Here is a 16,112-nt window from a genome sequence, read left to right as displayed (position 1 = left end):
CACGAGCGCACAAAACGGTTGACATTTCCCCTTCCCAGGGTTAAACTAAGACCATCCGACAAGTGCATAGTACGCCTTCGGGGCAGGGTGAGGGAGGTGCGCCTCCCAATTCCCGATCGGTGGTGAAAACCCACGAGCGTCTTACGACGCAGGATCCGGTGGAATTCCGGAGTCGACGGTAAAGTCCGGATGGGAGAAGGCGTGATGTAAAAACCCTTGAACTGGGTTGTATTCAGATGCCCCGAAGACGTTTATGCCTTCGGGGCATTTACGTTTGGGAGTCAACCGGAATGACAACGCACGTTAAGGCAATGACCCAATCCCGAGCTAAGCTTCCCCATTGGTTAACCCAAAGTGCCTGGACGCTGGCATCGCTCGGGTTAGCCGTAGCCGCGTGGGAACTTATCGTGCGCCTCACCCGTTTGCCTCCTTTTATCCTCCCCTCACCCGGGCAGGTGGGCGCGCGTTTTGGCATCGCCTTGGCCGACGGCTCCCTGGTGCGCCATACCCTGGCCACCCTGCAAGAGGTCTGCCTGGGATTGGGGATCGGCGTCACCCTCGCCACCTTCCTGGGTTACCTGCTGGCACGCTCACCCCTATTGGAACGCCTGATCGGGCCGTATCTGGTTGCCAGTCAAGCCATTCCGACCGTGGCGATCGCGCCCCTGCTGGTGATCTGGTTTGGGCCGGGCATGCTTTCCAAGGTGCTCATCTGCGCCCTGATTGTTTTCTTCCCCGTCCTGGTCAACACAGTCGTTGGGGTAAGGGCGGTGCCGCGCGACTTGCGCGCGCTGATGCACACCCTGCGCGCCACCCGCTGGCAGACCTTGCGCTACCTGGAAATTCCTGCTGCCCTGCCACTCTTCCTGGGAGGCTTGCGCATCGGAGCGACCCTTTCGGTCATTGGCGCCGTGGTGGGCGAACTGGTGGGGGCTAACCGCGGCCTGGGCTTCTTGATCAACGTCGGGCGTGGTCAGTACGATACCGCCCTGGTCTTTGTCGCTACATTCACTTTGATGACGCTGGCACTGGGGCTCTATGGGCTGGTGCTACTCGCTGAGTGGCGCCTCTTGCGGTGGCAAGGCAGTCCACGCGATCATCACTGATCCTTTTCAAGAAACGGAGCGTAACCTTCATGAGAGAGTCCTATCCCCGTTCATTCCGTTGGTTTGTGGGTCTAACCCTCCTGATTCTGGGCAGCAGCATGCTGTGGGGATGCCGTGCGGCGGCAACCGCGCCCACAATTACCCCCACCCCAACCGCGATTCGCCTGCCGGTGGGCTATATCCCCAATATTCAGTTTGCCCCGCTCTATGTCGCCATCGAGAAGGGCTACTTCCGCACCGAAGGGCTGGAGGTTAGCCTAGATTACAGCATGGAAACGGATAACGTGGCGCTGGTCGGTGCAGGCAACCTGCCGTTTGCCATCGTCTCCGGCGAGCAAGTGTTACTTGGGCGGGCACAAGGCTTACCGGTTGTTTACGTCATGGCCTGGTATCGCGATTACCCGGTTGGGGTTGCGGCACCCCAGGGGCTGGGTGTACGCACACCAGCCGATTTGCGCGGGCGGCGCATTGGGCTACCCGGCTTGTACGGCGCCAGTTATATCGGACTGCGCGCTTTGCTCTCGGCGGGAGGCGTGCCCGAGGACGAGGTGCACCTGGAAGCCATTGGGTACAATCAGGTCGAAGCCCTGATCAGTGGCCAGGTAGATGCTGCCGTAGTGTACGTGACCAACGAGCCGATCCAGTTACGCGCCCGCGGCTACGCCGTGGATGTGCTCCGTGTGGCCGACTATATGGCATTAGTCTCCAATGGGCTCATCACCAACGAGCGCACCCTACGGGAACAGCCTGAACTGGTGCGGGGCATGATCCGCGCCATCACGCGTGGGTTACAGGATACGATCAACGATCCCGAGGGCGCCTATGCCATCAGCGAGAAATACGTGGAAAACCTGGCTCAGGCCGACCGCGCGGTGCAAATGGACGTGTTGACCACCTCCATCAGGTTGTGGCAGCAAGCCCCGTGGGGCTATAGTGACCCCCAGGCGTGGGAGAATATGGCCCGAGTGCTGCGTGAGATGGGGCTGCTTACCCAACCCCTGGAGATCACCCAGGCTTACAGTAACGCTTACTTGCCACAGGGGCAACCATGAACGAGGTCACCCCACCCGCGCTCGATATTTCTCACCTGAGCGTCAATTTTGAAAACGGCAGTGGGGAACTGCAAGCCCTGGACGATGTGACCTTTCGGGTCTGGCCGCAGGAATTTGTGTGCCTGCTCGGGCCTTCAGGGAGTGGCAAAAGCACCTTGCTGCGCGTCCTGGCCGGGTTGGTACCGCCCACCCGGGGCGAAATCCGCTTTTCTGGCGATCACCCCCCGCGCATTGGCTATGTTTTTCAGTACGCCAACCTGATGCCCTGGCGCACCGTGATCGAAAATATTATGCTCCCCTTGGAATTGCAGGGGGTCTCCCTGCAGGAAGCACGCCACCAAGCCCAAACATGGGTCGAACGGGTGGGGCTGAGCGGCTTCGAATCGGCCTGGCCGCGCGACCTTTCGGGGGGCATGGCACAGCGGGTGGCCATCGCGCGGGCGCTGATTCACGACCCCGACCTGCTCTTGCTGGATGAACCTTTCGGCGCGCTGGATGCCCTGACACGCGAGCGCATGGGCGCAGAATTGCTGCACCTTTGGCAATCCCAGCGCAAGACGGTGCTAATGGTCACACATTCTATCTCAGAAGCCCTGCTATTGGCTGACCGTGTACTGGTCTTCACCCCCCGTCCGGGACGGGTCAGCCTGGACCTGACAGTGCCTCTGCCCCGCCCACGCAGCGACGATCTGCGCTACACGCTGGAATTTGCCCATCTGGCCCGTCGGTTGCGTGAAGCCATTGGATAATCAAGGACTCAACGCCCAGAAGCGCACTAACCCCTCTTCATCGGCGGTAAGCAACTGAGCACCATCCGGGGTGAAGCGCAGCCCGTGGACAGGGCGGGTCGGTCCTTCTAAGCGCTGTTGTAACTGCCCATCGCTCAGCGTCCACACATATAAAGCCGGATCCTCACCGCTGGCGGCCAGGCGCTTGCCATCGGGCGCAAAAGCCAGGGCGAAGATCATCCCGCTCGGGCCACGCAAGACGTTCATCTGATTGCCCTCGCCATCCCACAGCCAAATACCTCCATCTTCATTACCGCCGGCCAGAATCTCGCCGCGGGGCGAATAGGCCAACCGCAAGGTGCGCCCGGTTTCGGGGATGCGTGTGAAAAGGACGGTGCGTGTGCTCAAGTTCCACACCAGGGTGCGGCCATCTTCCAGGGCTGCCGCCAGGCGGTTGCCATCCGGCGAGAACGCCAGCGCAAAGACGTTGCTCCCCGCCGGTAAGGTCACCGTGGGGAGGCTGTTTTCTTCGCGTGGTACCACCCGCACCTGCCCACCCGCTCCGGCCAGGGCGATTTGCTGGCCATCCGGCGAGAACGCCAGCGCCGTAACCGGCGCCGTGCTCAGGGTACGGCTCACTTCGCCGCTTTCTACATTCCATAGTCGCGTCGCTGCACCGTTGGTGACCAGCCAGCGCCCATCCGGTGAAAAGGCCAGGCGCGGTGGGTTGGCCGGGTTTTCCAAGTAGCGCACGCGCACCAGGGTCGTCGCATCATACAGCCCCACCCCGGTCTGCGTGGCCACCGCGATCAGGTTCGCGCGGTTAGACCCATCCAAGGCAAGGATCGGCACGCCCAGGGCAAGTTGAGGCGGGCCGACGGTGGGTTCAGGGGTTGCCGTTGGCGGGACGGGCGTTTCTGCGGCCGTCGTGTCCTCCGGTGTGATTTCCTCGGTCAACATGATCTCTTCGGTCGGGAGAACGTCCTCGGTAAGCACCACCTCGGTGGTCGCCAAAGGCCAGGTAGGCTCAGCGGGGGGCGGATTTTCCAGGGCTGGGGTTGCGGCAGGGAAAAGCACCGCCACCCAACCGGGCACAGGACTGCCCGGCCAAAACCAGAGCGCCAGGCCCAGGATAGCCACAACCAACATCAAAATAACACCCCACGCCGGGCGTCCGTGTAAACGGCTGACCCGGCGCAGGGCATCAACCTCAGACGCCGGCGCCTCTTGGGCCTGGCGCACCGAAGAAACCGAAGGCGGTTCCGGCGCAACCGAGGGAGTTGGGGCGGGTGACGGGCGCGGCGCGGCAGAAGGCGGCGAGGACGGGGTGCCCTCACGGCGCGACGGCGCCGCCCGGGTTGGGGTGCCCTCTGCCGATGATGAAGGCTCTATCCGCGCGCTGATAATCGCCAGGGCTTTGGTGATGTTGGCACTGCGCGGAAGGTGCTTTTGGGCCTTGCGCAGAATCTGCAGGCGTGTCGCATCGTTGGGTTGGGTATCCGCCAGCCACAGCCAGGCCGCCTCGTTGGTCGGCTCAGCGCGTACAATCTCTTCCAGTATTTCACGCGCGGCCGCCTTGTGACCACTGCGGGCCAGTTCAATCGCGCGGATCAGGCGTTCCGAGGGCATAAGACTATTATAGCCCGACTTGTCTTATCCATCCCTAGCCCGCAATCACCCCCAGGCGTTTGCCGACGCGGGCAAATGCCTCCAGGCCACAGTCAAGGTCCTCACGACTGTGGGCTGCCGAAAGCATGACGCGAATGCGCGCTTTTCCCTTAGGCACGGTGGGGTAACCGATGGCCATGGCAAACACACCCTCGGAGAACAGCTCGCGGCTGAATTGTTGCGCCAGCGGTGCCTCCCCCAGCATGATCGGGGTGATTGGGGTCACGCTCTGCCCGGTATCGAAGCCCAGGCGGCGCATCTCGGCTTTGAAGTAACGGGCATTCTCCCATAACCGATCCACCAATTCGGTGGACTCTTCCAGCACGTCAATCGCGGCGATGGTGGCCGCTACATCTGCCGCCGGCACTGCTGAGGAGAAGAGGAACGGACGTCCACGCTGGCGCAGCCATTCCACGACCAGACTGCTCCCGGCGACCGCCCCACCAACCACACCGAACGCCTTGGAGAACGTGCCAACCTCCACATCCACTTTTCCATGCAGACCGAAGTGATCCACAATTCCGCGCCCGCCTTCACCCAAAACACCCTCACCATGGGCATCATCCACCATCAGCATCAGATCATACTTGCTGCTGATGGCGTAAATCTGATCCAGCGGCGCAATATCGCCATCCATGCTAAAGACGCCATCCGTCACCACCAGGCCGCGGCGGTAGGTGCCCTGGGCTTCCTGAATTTTTTGCTCCAGGTCGTTAGGATTGCAATGGGCATAGCGCACGATCCGGGCGCCGGAAAGGCGGCAACCATCAATGATACTGGCGTGGTTGAGTTCATCGGAGAAGATGATATCTTCTTTGCCCACCAATGCCGGGATGGCGGCCAGATTGGCGCAGAAACCGGACTGGAAGGTCACCGCCGCCTCAACCCGCTTGAAGGCGGCCAGGCGGCGCTCCAGTTCCAGGTGCAGGTCAAGGGTGCCGGCAATCGAACGCACCGCCGCCGGCCCCACGCCATAGCGCACCAATGCCTCGCGCGCGGCAGCCACCAGGCGGGGATGATTGGCCAGCCCCAGGTAATTGTTGGAACAGAAGTTAAGCACGCGCCGACCATCTACCTCAAGCCATGCTCCCTGGGCCGAGGAAATGGTGCGAATAGTGTTATACAACCCACTGGCTTTCAGCGTTTCCAACTCGTCCTGAATCCAAGCCAGGCGTTTGGAAATGTGAACCTCATGCGACGTCATGACTCACCTCGGGAGAAGGATACAAGAGGATAAAATATGACAGGCTTCAAAATCCAAACCCGGTTAGGTAGACCCTACCGCCATAACGATTATAGCACGGTCAAATTTTCTCCTCAGCCACGAAAATGAAGCCGTTTTTCTCAGGGTTTTGACGCGATTTCAGGCTTTTCACCCCGCCCAAAAATAAAAACAGGGGCGGGTGACCTGCCCCTGTCCAATAACACCGTAAGCCTAACAGCGCTCAGGGAACGATGATCCCATTTAACGCACCGCTGAGACCAGGAATACGATACCCCTCACACGTGGCCGGGGAAATCAGGTAAAGCGCCCCTTCCGGGTCTTCCTCGGTGATTAGACTGACGCCTAGGAAGCGTCCCGTCTTCTCCCAGGCCAAACCATTGATGGCTAATCCTCGTGGCGCTAAGATCAATCGGGCGGGCTCCCCATTCATGGGTTTAAGGTAAAGGCTACGATTATCGTCTCCACGGTACGCTATCCATTGACCGTCGGATGAAAGAACAGCCATCGGCGCCTTGCGCGAAGACCGTTCAAGGGTGAAGAGATCGCTAGTGATCCCGGTCTGTAGATCTACGGCTCTGAGCAGAAAGCCCTCAGCATGGCCGGGAATCGTGTAATAGAGACGCGTCCCATCCAGTGACCATCCTGCAATACTTTCATAACCCAGATTGGAAAACCACTGCATCCGGTTATCCTTGAGCCGAAGGACAAAAATCCCATATTGCCCGTCGGCATTAACGCCGGCAACGTACTGCGCATCGGGGGACCAGGATAAACTACCACCGAATTGACCGGGGATCACCGTCGTTTCACCGCTTGCCAGGTTTTGGATGACCAGCCCTTCCTCAGTCGCATAGGCGAGATGGTCACCATCCGGGCTCATCGCAGCGCGTGCACTTCCCTGAACGAGGATTTGCGACCGGGCGCCAGGTAGATCGGCACGCACAATCTGCATTTGGGGACGGATCTGAGAGACAACGACGGTACCTTTCAGACCTGAGGGAGGATTGGGAAGGGTGGCCATGGTGTTGGCATCCAAACAAACCTCTGGGGAAGAGGTGTCCCTCGCTCCTGATTGCACCGACGGGGGCGCCCAGGTTGTGGACAAAAGCGGTGTAGATTCAACCTTCCAGAGATGGGTGATGTGGAGATTCAGGTGACCAACCGGACGTTGGGTGAAACTGAGGCTCTTTCCAATTCGTCCCGAACCATCACGTCCGCCCCCACCGCCTATAGCCGAAACCCCTTCAACCTCAACGCTCAAGTCGTAAAGGCCAGGGTCGTTCGCCTCAAAGAGGAAGGTATAACCTTCGCGTGAATCTGCGGTCACGGACACCAAACGAATGTGGAAGCGATCAAGGGGGATCTCCTGATTGAAGGTCCAGGTCTGCCCCGGTTGAGGTGCACCTCCCAAATCTAACGGAATGACCACGGGTGCCGGGAGCACACTTTCGGTGATCACGCTGCTCGGAAATTCAAGCGTAATCGGGAACGCAATATCCTTGGCTTTGAACTGTAAAGCCCATGGAATGCTTCCGGATGCTGTAGAGTCATCCCAGGGTTGAACATCGCTAGGATAAGAATAGGATACGTTATTACCCCGCGCATCCGTGACTACCGGCACCCCGGTAATTTCCAGCCACTTGCCCTCAGGAAGGTTGGAATGCACTGCTCCCATTAAGATATAGCCCTCCGCCGTCTCAATCATCTTTTTGACCTGAACCTCGGCCTCGGGGGAATGATCGCCCTGCAACATCGAACTCGGGGTTAGGGTTGGCGTATGGTTCACTGGCAAGGTTGGGGTGGTTAAATCCACGACCGGCAGAACATTAAAATCGGGCGGTGCGGGCACAAAACGAAGCGGTAACTGCCAGTTGGAAGGCACACGACCGGGAAGCGTATTGAAAATGCAAGGCAAGACAAACGTTGCTTCATTCACATCCGGCGGAATAGGCGCTTCTAATGCTTGGCGTGTTCCGTCCGGCAGGATCAGATAAGGGGACTCGGTACACCCCATGACACTCTCGGCTTGAGGATAAGCGGAAAGTGGCACACCCGAAACCCCATAATCAATTCGGGTTTCGGTGGCTGTGAGAACGGCCTGATTCACTGCCACAGTGATCCCATCTTGGGTCAGGCTTACCGGCTGCGCCAAAATCCGTAACGGTGCACTGGTTTCCACCAAGCCAAAGCCCGGCACATAACCGAGAAAATGCTGAATGGCAGCATACACTCGCTGCGGTCCAAGAATGAGGGTACCCAACATCATGGCTAAAAACACCAAGCCCACTAGGGACCAGGCAAGACGGGGTCTGCGCGCATGAAATCCAGACCGCCTCGCTTGATTGGCACACTCTATCAGGTCCATCTCCAACCGATCCACAAAGTCACTGCGGATCGGCGGGACGTTAAAAGCGCGCCGAACCTCGTCTTCGAACTGGGTGGGAAGATCATGGTTACTCATAAAAGACCTCCATTTGAGCCTGCAAGCGAGCCAACGTTCGTTGCGTGGCTTTTTTAACCGCCGATTCACTCCGGTGGAGCACCTGGGCCATCTCTACGTAGGTCATCTCACCCAGGAAACGCAACCGCAACAATTCACGTTCTTCCTCAGGAAGATTCGGCGATAAGTTTTGACAACGTAGCCACTCGTTCTGAACGAATGACCTCCGATAACGGGTCCCGTTCATTCGAATCGGCTAAATTTTCCAGGATTGGGGCGGATCGTTGGCGACGAAAGTGGTCCATCACTTTGCTGCGCGCAATGGCAAATAACCACGCCGCAAATGAGCCGCTGTTCCGAAACCTGGGGAGATTTTCCAGGGCGCTCAAGAAGGTTTGTGCCGTCAGATCCTCGGCTTCAGGCACTTGCCCAACGCGGCTGTAGATGTAACGAAAAACTTGCTCGACATATTTACGGTACAGAAGATTGAATGAAGCGGGATCCCGCTGTGCCGAATGGATGAGAAAAATCTCATCATGAGCGGTTAGGTCAACAAACTCTCCAGGATCAGTCAGGTCACGATCATCCATTTATTGCTCCTAAGGGTTTCCAAAGATGGGTATCGGCTGACGTCAAGCCTCACTCTCACAAGTTAAGACGGATAACATTGGGGTTGGGGACATTTTAAATTTCGGAAAAACGGCCACATTGGATCAAAATAATCGCATACCCCCGCTTGGTGCCTTCACAATGCATGAACTACGATTTTGCGTTATCGGCAGGCAGATTGTTAATACCGATGAGGAACCCCGGTTCGTCTAGAACTGAAGCCAGTCGTCGGGGTGGTTTTGTTTTAAACTTCAACATTCTTGCTGCAGGTTCCTACCGACCTACGCCAACGCTTATTTGATCTATAACCCGGCCTCACCCCTCTAGCGTCACCTCGGTCAGGTAGCCCTGTTCAGCGAGGGCGCGGCGCAGGCGATCCACCTGCCCGGGCCGCACCAGCGCCAGCGTGGGCGAGAGCACTTCCGCCAAGTAACGCACCGCCGTCCCACGGCGCAATTCGGCCAGTATCTCCGGACGATTGACGCGCAGCAGGATCACCCGCTCAATCCGCGCCGACGTGCCCTGACGTTCCCAACGCTGCAGAGCACGCACCAGCATCGGCGGTAAGGGCGTTGCAGCGTGTTTTTGCAGCAACGCCAGCAGGTGCTCCACTTTCAGCCCCTGCTGACGCGCCCGCTGTAGCGAAGTCGGGGTAAGGCGATAATGATACCCCTGAGTATCCGCCGACAGCCACTCCCCAAAGCGGGCAATCTGATAACGCAACCAGCGCGGGGTAAGTGGTGGCAAGGTGAGCGTAGCATCGCCGCGCACCATAACCTGGCCGTTTTCCTCAGCCAGACCCGCCGGCGGCTGATCAGCGAGCAATGCCCCGGCCCAGGCCGAAAAGCGAAACGCCACTGCCGGCGCATCGGGGGCAGGGGATGCAGCGGCAAGATCCAACACCCCCAGCCAATGCAACGGCCCGGTGAGGATAAAACGCACCAGCGCGCCATCCACCTCATCCCAGTGGGCAAAGCCGCGCAGGAACTCTTCACTCCCAGCGCGGCGGATGAACCAGGAATCGTAATCCCCCGCCGGGCGCTGGAAATCGGGAGAGTGCTCACGCACGGCGGCCACAAAATCCTCAATCCGCCACCAGGTAGATGTCGGTGGCAGGCTGGTCAAAATATTGAGCAGTGCATCGCGCGCCTGCACGGGGTCGTTTTCCCATTGTCCTTCAAGAGCAAGATGAGGGAGCATGCGCAGTTCGTTGAAAGTGCGGCTCGTGCGCCAGGCTCGGAAGAGCAGGCGCAAGGCTTCACCTCGCGGCGCCTGTAAAAAGCCTTGAATGGCTTCCGGACGGGGGCGATGATCGCCATCCAGCAGTCCGGCGCTGGATAAGAGTGTTGTCAGTGTTGCAACGGGGATCTCCCCCAAGGTTTCTGGCAGCGGCAGACCACTGCGTAGTGCCGCCAGCAGGGTGCAAGCATGATCGAGGATAACATCCATAGCCAACCGCAGGTGCGCTGCCTCAGTCGGCGATGCGGGGGGCAGTATAAAGGTCGGCGCGGTAGTGCCTTCGTGTTGCAGCCAGCGCAGCCATTCATCCGGAATGTACACGTATTCCTGAGGTTCGGCTGAAGATGCGGTCAAAAAAGCCTGTCCGATCAAGGCGCGATACCAAAGCACTTCGGCGGGCGAGGCCGGGTTGAGATCCGGACGTTCGCGTTCGCGCTTTGCCGCTCCCATCGGGCGCACCTCTCCATAACGACGGCTGAACGCGGCCCGCGGCATCCGCCCACCCCGCCTGACCAATTCATCCAGTGCCTCGCGCGCTTCCGGCGGCAGGGATTCGATCATTTCCCAAAACAGCGCCTCATCGCACAAAGCCGCGCTTAGGCGCCGCGCGGCACTGCGTTTATCGCTCTCTTCCAGGTCTATGCCCCATACCCCCGCCACCAGGCGGAGTAAACTCAGGTCATACCCCTGTAACGTGTGCTGTAAATCCGGCATCGCAGGTTATGAATATGATTTAGTGAGCGCGGACGAAACGGATCGCCCCAGGAATAGATTCTACACTCAGGCGGTGAATGGTGGAATCGAAACCGGCATAAATTTCGCCATCGGTGTGGATATAAAGCGGGCGATCGGCTTCCAGGACAAGGTGATGAAACGCCCCATGGCACGTATAGGGCAAGTGATCGTGCTTGCCCCAAATGAAAAAAGGTAGGGTATAAAGCATTTTAGGACGGGAAATGGTGCGCACACCCACATAATCAATCTGACCATCGGTCGGGCTGCCCCGCGGCGCCATCCAGAAGACCCCCCCTTGGCGCCGACCGTTGCATAGCGTCAGCATCAGTAGTTCCTCTTCCCAAACTTGCCCATCCATCTCCAGGCGGAGATGATAGGGTCGATGGTTGAGCAAGATGGTTTGCAAAGCTGCTACCAGATAAACCCCCAACCCCCGCAACGCCCCGCGCACCTGCCGGGTGCGAATATTGACCACGGCATCAAAACCAATACCTAGGGTATTGGTCCAATATTCACTGTGGCCGTGGTCATCATAAATGCGGGCAATGTCGGTCGGGCAAGGCCTGCCCTCCAAAGCCTGGTGCAGCGCTTCAAGTGGACGTGGGCTGATCCCCAGGCTGGCAGCAAAATCATTTCCCGAACCCACCGGCACAATACCCACCGCCGGACGTTCCTCCGGCGGTAAAGCCATCAACCCGTTGACCACTTCATGGATGGTACCGTCACCCCCCATGGCGATGATCCGCTCCACGCCTTCTGCCGCGGCTTCTTGCGCTAATTTGATGGCGTGTTGATAATAGGCCGTCTCACGCCACTCGGCACCGTAATGGTTGGTAACTAACGGACGCAGTTGGGCCGCCCAAGACGCCGCCCGCCCATAATTCGCTTTGGGGTTACAAATGAAGCACACAGCAGCCATGCTCAGCATCCTACAGAAGAAGGGTTCTGACTATTATAACCCCCGGCCCGAGTTACCGTTTTTTCACCCGTATGACCTGCGCTGCCGTGATGCGTTGTAGATCCGTTGGGGCAATCGGGAAGACGGCATTGGGGGTACCGGCGGCAGCCCAGACTTCGGCGTAATGTAATAAATCCTCGTCCATAAAGGTGGGGATCGGAGTGGCGTGCCCCAGCGGCGGCACCCCACCGATGACAAAGCCAGTCGTCGTGCGCACAAAATCAGCTTCGGCTTTCTCCAACGGCTCGCCCACCTGGGCCGCGGCCACGTCTAAATCCACCCGGTTCGCGCCGCTGGTCAGGATGAGCACAGCTTGGCCGCTGGTTCGCCCACGAAAGACCAGCGATTTAACGATCTGCCCTACCTCACATCCCACCGCCTCAGCCGCTTCCTGCGCGGTGCGGGTGGAAACGGGCCATTCGATCACCTGAATGGTCAAGCCATGTGCCTTAAGCGCAGCCTGCACGCGTTGCGCTGCCGGGCTGAGCGGAGAAGAAGTTCTTTCGGTCATTGGCCACCTCGTGGCTCTAGGAGGATGCAGTAGCGCGATTCTGACGCGCCAACAGGCATAGATAGAGCGCAATGGAACCGGCTACGGCCGCATTGAGCGAATCTACCCGCCCACGCATGGGCAGACGCAACAAGTAATCACACTGGCGGCGCACTAGCGGACGCATGCCTTCCCCCTCACTTCCCACCACCAGCGCCAGCGGTGCATCCAGGGGAAGGGCCTGCGGGGGCAGAGCCTCGGGGTTAAGATCCAGACCTACCACCCATAGGCCGGCTGCCTTCAGCCGCTCCAGCGTTTGAGCCAGGTTGGCACGAGCGATGTGCAGATGCTCGCTGGCGCCCGCCGAGGCATGCACCACCGCCGGCGTTACGCCTACACTGCGCGCCAGCGGCAGAATCACACCATGAACACCCACCGCCTCGGCCGTGCGCAGCAAACTGCCCAGGTTTTGAGGATTTTGGATCAAATCCAGCACCAGGACCAGAGGCGGCTCGCCCTTGACGCGGGCGTGGTCAAGGATGGCAGACACATCGCTATAAGGATAATCTGCCACCTGCAAAGCTACGCCTTGGGGGTTCTCACCCAACGAATCCACCTGGGCGCGGGGTGTTGTTTCCACCAGCACGCCTTGCGCTTGGGCTAAGCGCAAAATCTCGGCCAAGCGTCCTTTGATCTCTGCCCCTTGCGCCAGGCGCAAGCGGTAAACCTGGCGGCGCTGAGCACGCAGAACTTCGTAAACGGGATTGCGCCCGGTGATCCACTCGCGCATGGGCGTTCGACTACGAGGTTTTCCAGCGCCAGGTCGTACCTTCGCGCGAATCCTCGAGGATCACCCCCAGTTCGGCCAGGCGATCGCGGATGCGGTCCGCGAGCGCCCAAAGTTTCTGTTTGCGTAGTTCGGTACGCACCTCGACCAGTAGATCAATGAACGGCTCTGCTGCGCTAGGGGCAGCAGCAGGTTCTTCCAACGTCAGGCCGAGGACCCCTGTCAGTTCACGCAAAGCCGCCTGAGCCGGGGCAAGTTGTTCGTTGGTCGCGCCCTCACTACGTGCCTGGTTGATCGCTCGCACCAGTTCAAAGATCGCCGCCAACGCCCCGGAGGTATTGAAATCATCATCCATGGCCTCGGTAAAGCCCTGGCGGGTGGTCTCAATCTGCGCTTGCAGGGCCTGCAAGGTAGCTTTCGGAGCACCCGTGGCATCGGGCAGGGCCGGGCGCAGGGCTGAACGCAAACGCTCCAGCGCGCGCTCGCTTTGCTGCACCACCTCATCGGTATAGACCAGGGGGCTGCGGTAGTTCGAATTGAGCACCATCATGCGCAGGACGTCCGCCGGGTGCTGGGCGAGGAACTCTTCAATGGTGATCAGGTTGCCCAGGGATTTGGACATCTTCTCACCGCCCAATTGCACCATGCCGTTGTGCACCCAGTAACGCACGAACGGCTTCCCGGTCAGGCTTTCGCTCTGGGCAATTTCATTCTCATGATGCGGGAAGATCAGATCGTTGCCCCCTCCATGGATATCAATCTGCTCGCCCAAGTGGTGCAGGTTCATCGCCGAGCACTCGATATGCCAACCGGGACGGCCCGGTCCCCAAGGACTGGGCCAGGCCGGTTCGCCAGGTTTGGCGGCTTTCCACAACGCAAAGTCCATCGGGTGCTCTTTGCGTTCGTCTACCTCAATGCGCGCGCCAGCCTGCATCTCCTCCAGCCGCCGCCCGGAGAGTTTGCCATAATCAGGATCGCTGGTGACGCGGAAGTAGACATCCCCATCCACGACATAGGCATGTCCTTTTTCGATCAAACCCTGGATCATAGCGATGATCTGGTCAATTTCCTGGGTGGCGCGCGGGTTGACCGTTGCCGGTTTCACGTTAAGCGCTTGCAAATTACGACGATAATCCTCAATATAACGTTCAGCCAGACGGAACGGATCTTCGCCCAATTCCTGAGCGCGGCGGATGATCTTATCATCCACATCGGTAAAATTCATCACAAACTTCACTGTGTAGCCACGGTATTCCAGATAGCGACGGATGATATCAAAAACCAGGGCCGACATCGCATGCCCGATGTGAGCCTTATCATAAACGGTGGGGCCGCAGACGTACATCCGCACCACGCCGGGCTCCAGGGTTTCAAATGGCTCTTTCTTGCGCGTTAGGGTGTTATAGATGCGTAAGGTCATCCCAATCAACTCCTACGGTAAATGTCGCCTACTCCAGGCGCGCGAAAATCATCCGTCCAGCCGACGTCTGGAGGACTTTGGTAACCACCACATTCACTTGTTGATTGATATAATCTTTTCCGTTTTCGACCACCACCATGGTGCCATCATCCAGATACCCTACACCCTGACCCGGCTCCTTGCCTTCCTGAATGATGCGAATCGAGAGCATTTCACCGGGGAGCAGGGCTGATTTGACGGCGTTTGCCAGTTCATTGACGTTGAGCACCCGCACCCCTTGCAGTTCGGCCACGCGGTTGAGGTTGTAATCATTGGTCAGGATCGGACAGCGCAATTGCCGTGCCAGGATGACCAGTTTATCATCCACCTCCCGCACCCCCTCGACATCAATATCGGTGATGCGCACCGGCACGCCGCCCGGTTCTTTCTGCAGCTGGGCTAGCACCTCTAAACCGCGTCGCCCGCGCTGCCGCCGCAAACTATCCGAAGAATCGGCAATATACTGCAGTTCGTTGAGCACGAAGCGCGGGATGAGCAGCGTGCCAGGGATGAATCCGGTGCGGGCAATGTCGGCAATGCGCCCATCAATGATGACACTGGTATCGAGCAGAATGTTGTGGTTCTCATACCAGGATTTCGGTGCCTCTGCATCGCGCGCTGTCCCTCTGGAGAAGCCAGAGAAGAGGTTGAATAGATCGTGTTGACGCATGACGAAGACCGTCACGCCCAGGTAGCCGAAGACCAGGACGCCTACAAAGGGGAGCACCTCACCCAGGGGCGAGGGCAAGCGCGAGAGCGGAAAAGCCAGCAGCGCGGCAATGATCAAGCCGGCGATAAGTCCAAAGAGAGCAGCAAAGAGCGTTTGCGCCGAGACGCGGGTCAGGGTAGTACGCAGGGCACGCATAGGGCGAGTGGTGAGATAAGGGGTGAGGATAAGTCCGGTCAGAGCACCAACCAATCCCATGGTGAGTGCGTACTCTTCAACCGAAAACGGGGGCGGAGTAGGAGCCGCATTGGCTAACTGCCCGAGTTGGGTGCCCCAAATAACGCCAATGATACAAAAAACAACCATGCCAATGAGACGAGCAATAAAATCGGCGCTCATGAATAACTCCTTTCTAAATGATTCGATTGTTAAGGTGCGAAACCAGCCTAATAGATCAAAAAATGAATGAAGATGAGTGCTTAGGTATCTAAATCATAGCATGCCCAAGAAGTAGCGTCAATGATAACGCCAAGGTTAAAGGATGTGCAGCGGTTGAGGGGTCACCGGATAACGATTTGCATTAGCAGCACTTAGAGATGGGAAAGCATGGTAATGCCACACCATGCCAGATGTCTTGCTCATTTATAACGGCCCTGGATCATATCAGAGCATATTCAGGCTGAGGTAATTACAAAAATTTCAAAGCGTTATGAAAGCTGCTAAGTGTATTGGGGCCAAGGAGGGGTTCAATGTGGTAAGGGAGCACCAAATCCGGCCGGGGTGGTTAGCCGCATGACACTTCGATTGCCAACAATTACGGTCCTCCGGTGCCCATTGTTCCAGACAATTGCCAGTAAGGATGATTCTGTTTGAATCGGATGGTTCCTAGATCAACCCTTTTATCGAGAAAGCTGCCATCGGCATCGGTCAAGTATTGAAAAGGCAACTA

14 protein-coding genes and 1 riboswitch are annotated in these 16,112 nt (G+C 58.4%); of the genes, 3 read left to right on the top strand and 11 right to left on the bottom strand.

The window, feature by feature from the left end; translation table 11 throughout:
* Positions 1-69: 69 nt before the first annotated feature.
* A riboswitch (FMN riboswitch) is annotated at positions 70-205 on the top strand.
* Between the two features lie 85 nt (positions 206-290).
* From AC01YT_RS09115 to AC01YT_RS09105, 3 genes are read left to right on the top strand one after another with little or no spacing between them, the layout of a single operon-like run.
* Positions 291-1,106: an ABC transporter permease gene (locus AC01YT_RS09115; RefSeq protein WP_476674761.1), complete on the top strand. Its 816-nt coding sequence runs from the start codon at positions 291-293 to the stop codon at positions 1,104-1,106.
* A 29-nt stretch (positions 1,107-1,135) separates the two neighbouring features.
* The gene (locus tag AC01YT_RS09110; RefSeq protein WP_476674759.1) at positions 1,136-2,158 is read left to right on the top strand and encodes an ABC transporter substrate-binding protein; all 1,023 of its coding nucleotides are present in this window, start codon (positions 1,136-1,138) and stop codon (positions 2,156-2,158) included.
* Entirely contained in the window at positions 2,155-2,907 is a 753-nt protein-coding gene (locus AC01YT_RS09105) for an ABC transporter ATP-binding protein (protein ID WP_476674757.1), read from the top strand. The genes AC01YT_RS09110 and AC01YT_RS09105 overlap by 4 nt, the downstream gene beginning before the upstream one ends.
* On the opposite strand, the gene AC01YT_RS09100 is transcribed toward AC01YT_RS09105, so the two are convergent.
* From AC01YT_RS09100 to AC01YT_RS09050, 11 genes are all read right to left on the bottom strand, one after another.
* Positions 2,908-4,515, bottom strand: coding sequence for a tetratricopeptide repeat protein (locus tag AC01YT_RS09100; protein ID WP_476674755.1), 1,608 nt, complete (start codon positions 4,513-4,515; stop codon positions 2,908-2,910).
* A gap of 34 nt (positions 4,516-4,549) precedes the next feature.
* A complete protein-coding gene (locus AC01YT_RS09095; protein WP_476674763.1) occupies positions 4,550-5,737 on the bottom strand; it encodes a glycine C-acetyltransferase in 1,188 nt (395 codons plus the stop codon).
* Between the two features lie 262 nt (positions 5,738-5,999).
* Positions 6,000-8,240, bottom strand: coding sequence for a TolB family protein (locus AC01YT_RS09090; protein ID WP_476674753.1), 2,241 nt, complete (start codon positions 8,238-8,240; stop codon positions 6,000-6,002).
* The gene (locus AC01YT_RS09085) at positions 8,233-8,373 is read right to left on the bottom strand and encodes a sigma factor-like helix-turn-helix DNA-binding protein (protein ID WP_476674751.1); all 141 of its coding nucleotides are present in this window, start codon (positions 8,371-8,373) and stop codon (positions 8,233-8,235) included. Before AC01YT_RS09085 ends, AC01YT_RS09090 begins: the two co-directional genes overlap by 8 nt.
* 13 nt (positions 8,374-8,386) lie before the next feature.
* Positions 8,387-8,809: an RNA polymerase sigma factor gene (locus tag AC01YT_RS09080; RefSeq protein ID WP_476674749.1), complete on the bottom strand. Its 423-nt coding sequence runs from the start codon at positions 8,807-8,809 to the stop codon at positions 8,387-8,389.
* Positions 8,810-9,143: 334 nt separating this feature from the next.
* Entirely contained in the window at positions 9,144-10,781 is a 1,638-nt protein-coding gene (locus tag AC01YT_RS09075) for a helicase-associated domain-containing protein (RefSeq protein WP_476674747.1), read from the bottom strand.
* A 19-nt stretch (positions 10,782-10,800) separates the two neighbouring features.
* Complete coding sequence (locus tag AC01YT_RS09070; protein WP_476674745.1) at positions 10,801-11,721, bottom strand: diacylglycerol/lipid kinase family protein; 921 nt, start codon at positions 11,719-11,721, stop codon at positions 10,801-10,803.
* 52 nt (positions 11,722-11,773) lie between these two features.
* A complete protein-coding gene (locus tag AC01YT_RS09065) occupies positions 11,774-12,271 on the bottom strand; it encodes a YbaK/EbsC family protein (protein ID WP_476674743.1) in 498 nt (165 codons plus the stop codon).
* Positions 12,272-12,287: 16 nt separating this feature from the next.
* Positions 12,288-13,040, bottom strand: coding sequence for a 23S rRNA (guanosine(2251)-2'-O)-methyltransferase RlmB (gene rlmB, locus AC01YT_RS09060; protein WP_476674741.1), 753 nt, complete (start codon positions 13,038-13,040; stop codon positions 12,288-12,290).
* A 10-nt stretch (positions 13,041-13,050) separates the two neighbouring features.
* Complete coding sequence (cysS, locus tag AC01YT_RS09055; protein WP_476674739.1) at positions 13,051-14,457, bottom strand: cysteine--tRNA ligase; 1,407 nt, start codon at positions 14,455-14,457, stop codon at positions 13,051-13,053.
* A 28-nt stretch (positions 14,458-14,485) separates the two neighbouring features.
* Positions 14,486-15,562 carry a PIN/TRAM domain-containing protein gene (locus AC01YT_RS09050; protein ID WP_476674737.1) on the bottom strand — a complete coding sequence of 359 codons (1,077 nt, stop codon included), beginning with the start codon at positions 15,560-15,562 and terminating at the stop codon, positions 14,486-14,488.
* Positions 15,563-16,112: the final 550 nt, after the last annotated feature.

The organism is Thermanaerothrix sp. (genome assembly GCF_056331585.1).
The sequence above is the reverse complement of the archived record's forward strand: the minus strand, read 5'-3'. Positions and strand labels throughout refer to the sequence as shown.

Coding starts and splice junctions, on each gene's coding strand:
- AC01YT_RS09115 (WP_476674761.1), top strand. CDS start 291: ATGACAACGCACGTTAAGGCAATGACCCAATCCCGAGCTAAGCTTCCC.
- AC01YT_RS09110 (WP_476674759.1), top strand. CDS start 1,136: ATGAGAGAGTCCTATCCCCGTTCATTCCGTTGGTTTGTGGGTCTAACC.
- AC01YT_RS09105 (WP_476674757.1), top strand. CDS start 2,155: ATGAACGAGGTCACCCCACCCGCGCTCGATATTTCTCACCTGAGCGTC.
- AC01YT_RS09100 (WP_476674755.1), bottom strand. CDS start 4,515: ATGCCCTCGGAACGCCTGATCCGCGCGATTGAACTGGCCCGCAGTGGT.
- AC01YT_RS09090 (WP_476674753.1), bottom strand. CDS start 8,240: ATGAGTAACCATGATCTTCCCACCCAGTTCGAAGACGAGGTTCGGCGC.
- AC01YT_RS09080 (WP_476674749.1), bottom strand. CDS start 8,809: ATGGATGATCGTGACCTGACTGATCCTGGAGAGTTTGTTGACCTAACC.
- AC01YT_RS09075 (WP_476674747.1), bottom strand. CDS start 10,781: ATGCCGGATTTACAGCACACGTTACAGGGGTATGACCTGAGTTTACTC.
- AC01YT_RS09070 (WP_476674745.1), bottom strand. CDS start 11,721: ATGGCTGCTGTGTGCTTCATTTGTAACCCCAAAGCGAATTATGGGCGG.
- AC01YT_RS09065 (WP_476674743.1), bottom strand. CDS start 12,271: ATGACCGAAAGAACTTCTTCTCCGCTCAGCCCGGCAGCGCAACGCGTG.
- rlmB (WP_476674741.1), bottom strand. CDS start 13,040: ATGCGCGAGTGGATCACCGGGCGCAATCCCGTTTACGAAGTTCTGCGT.
- cysS (WP_476674739.1), bottom strand. CDS start 14,457: ATGACCTTACGCATCTATAACACCCTAACGCGCAAGAAAGAGCCATTT.
- AC01YT_RS09050 (WP_476674737.1), bottom strand. CDS start 15,562: ATGAGCGCCGATTTTATTGCTCGTCTCATTGGCATGGTTGTTTTTTGT.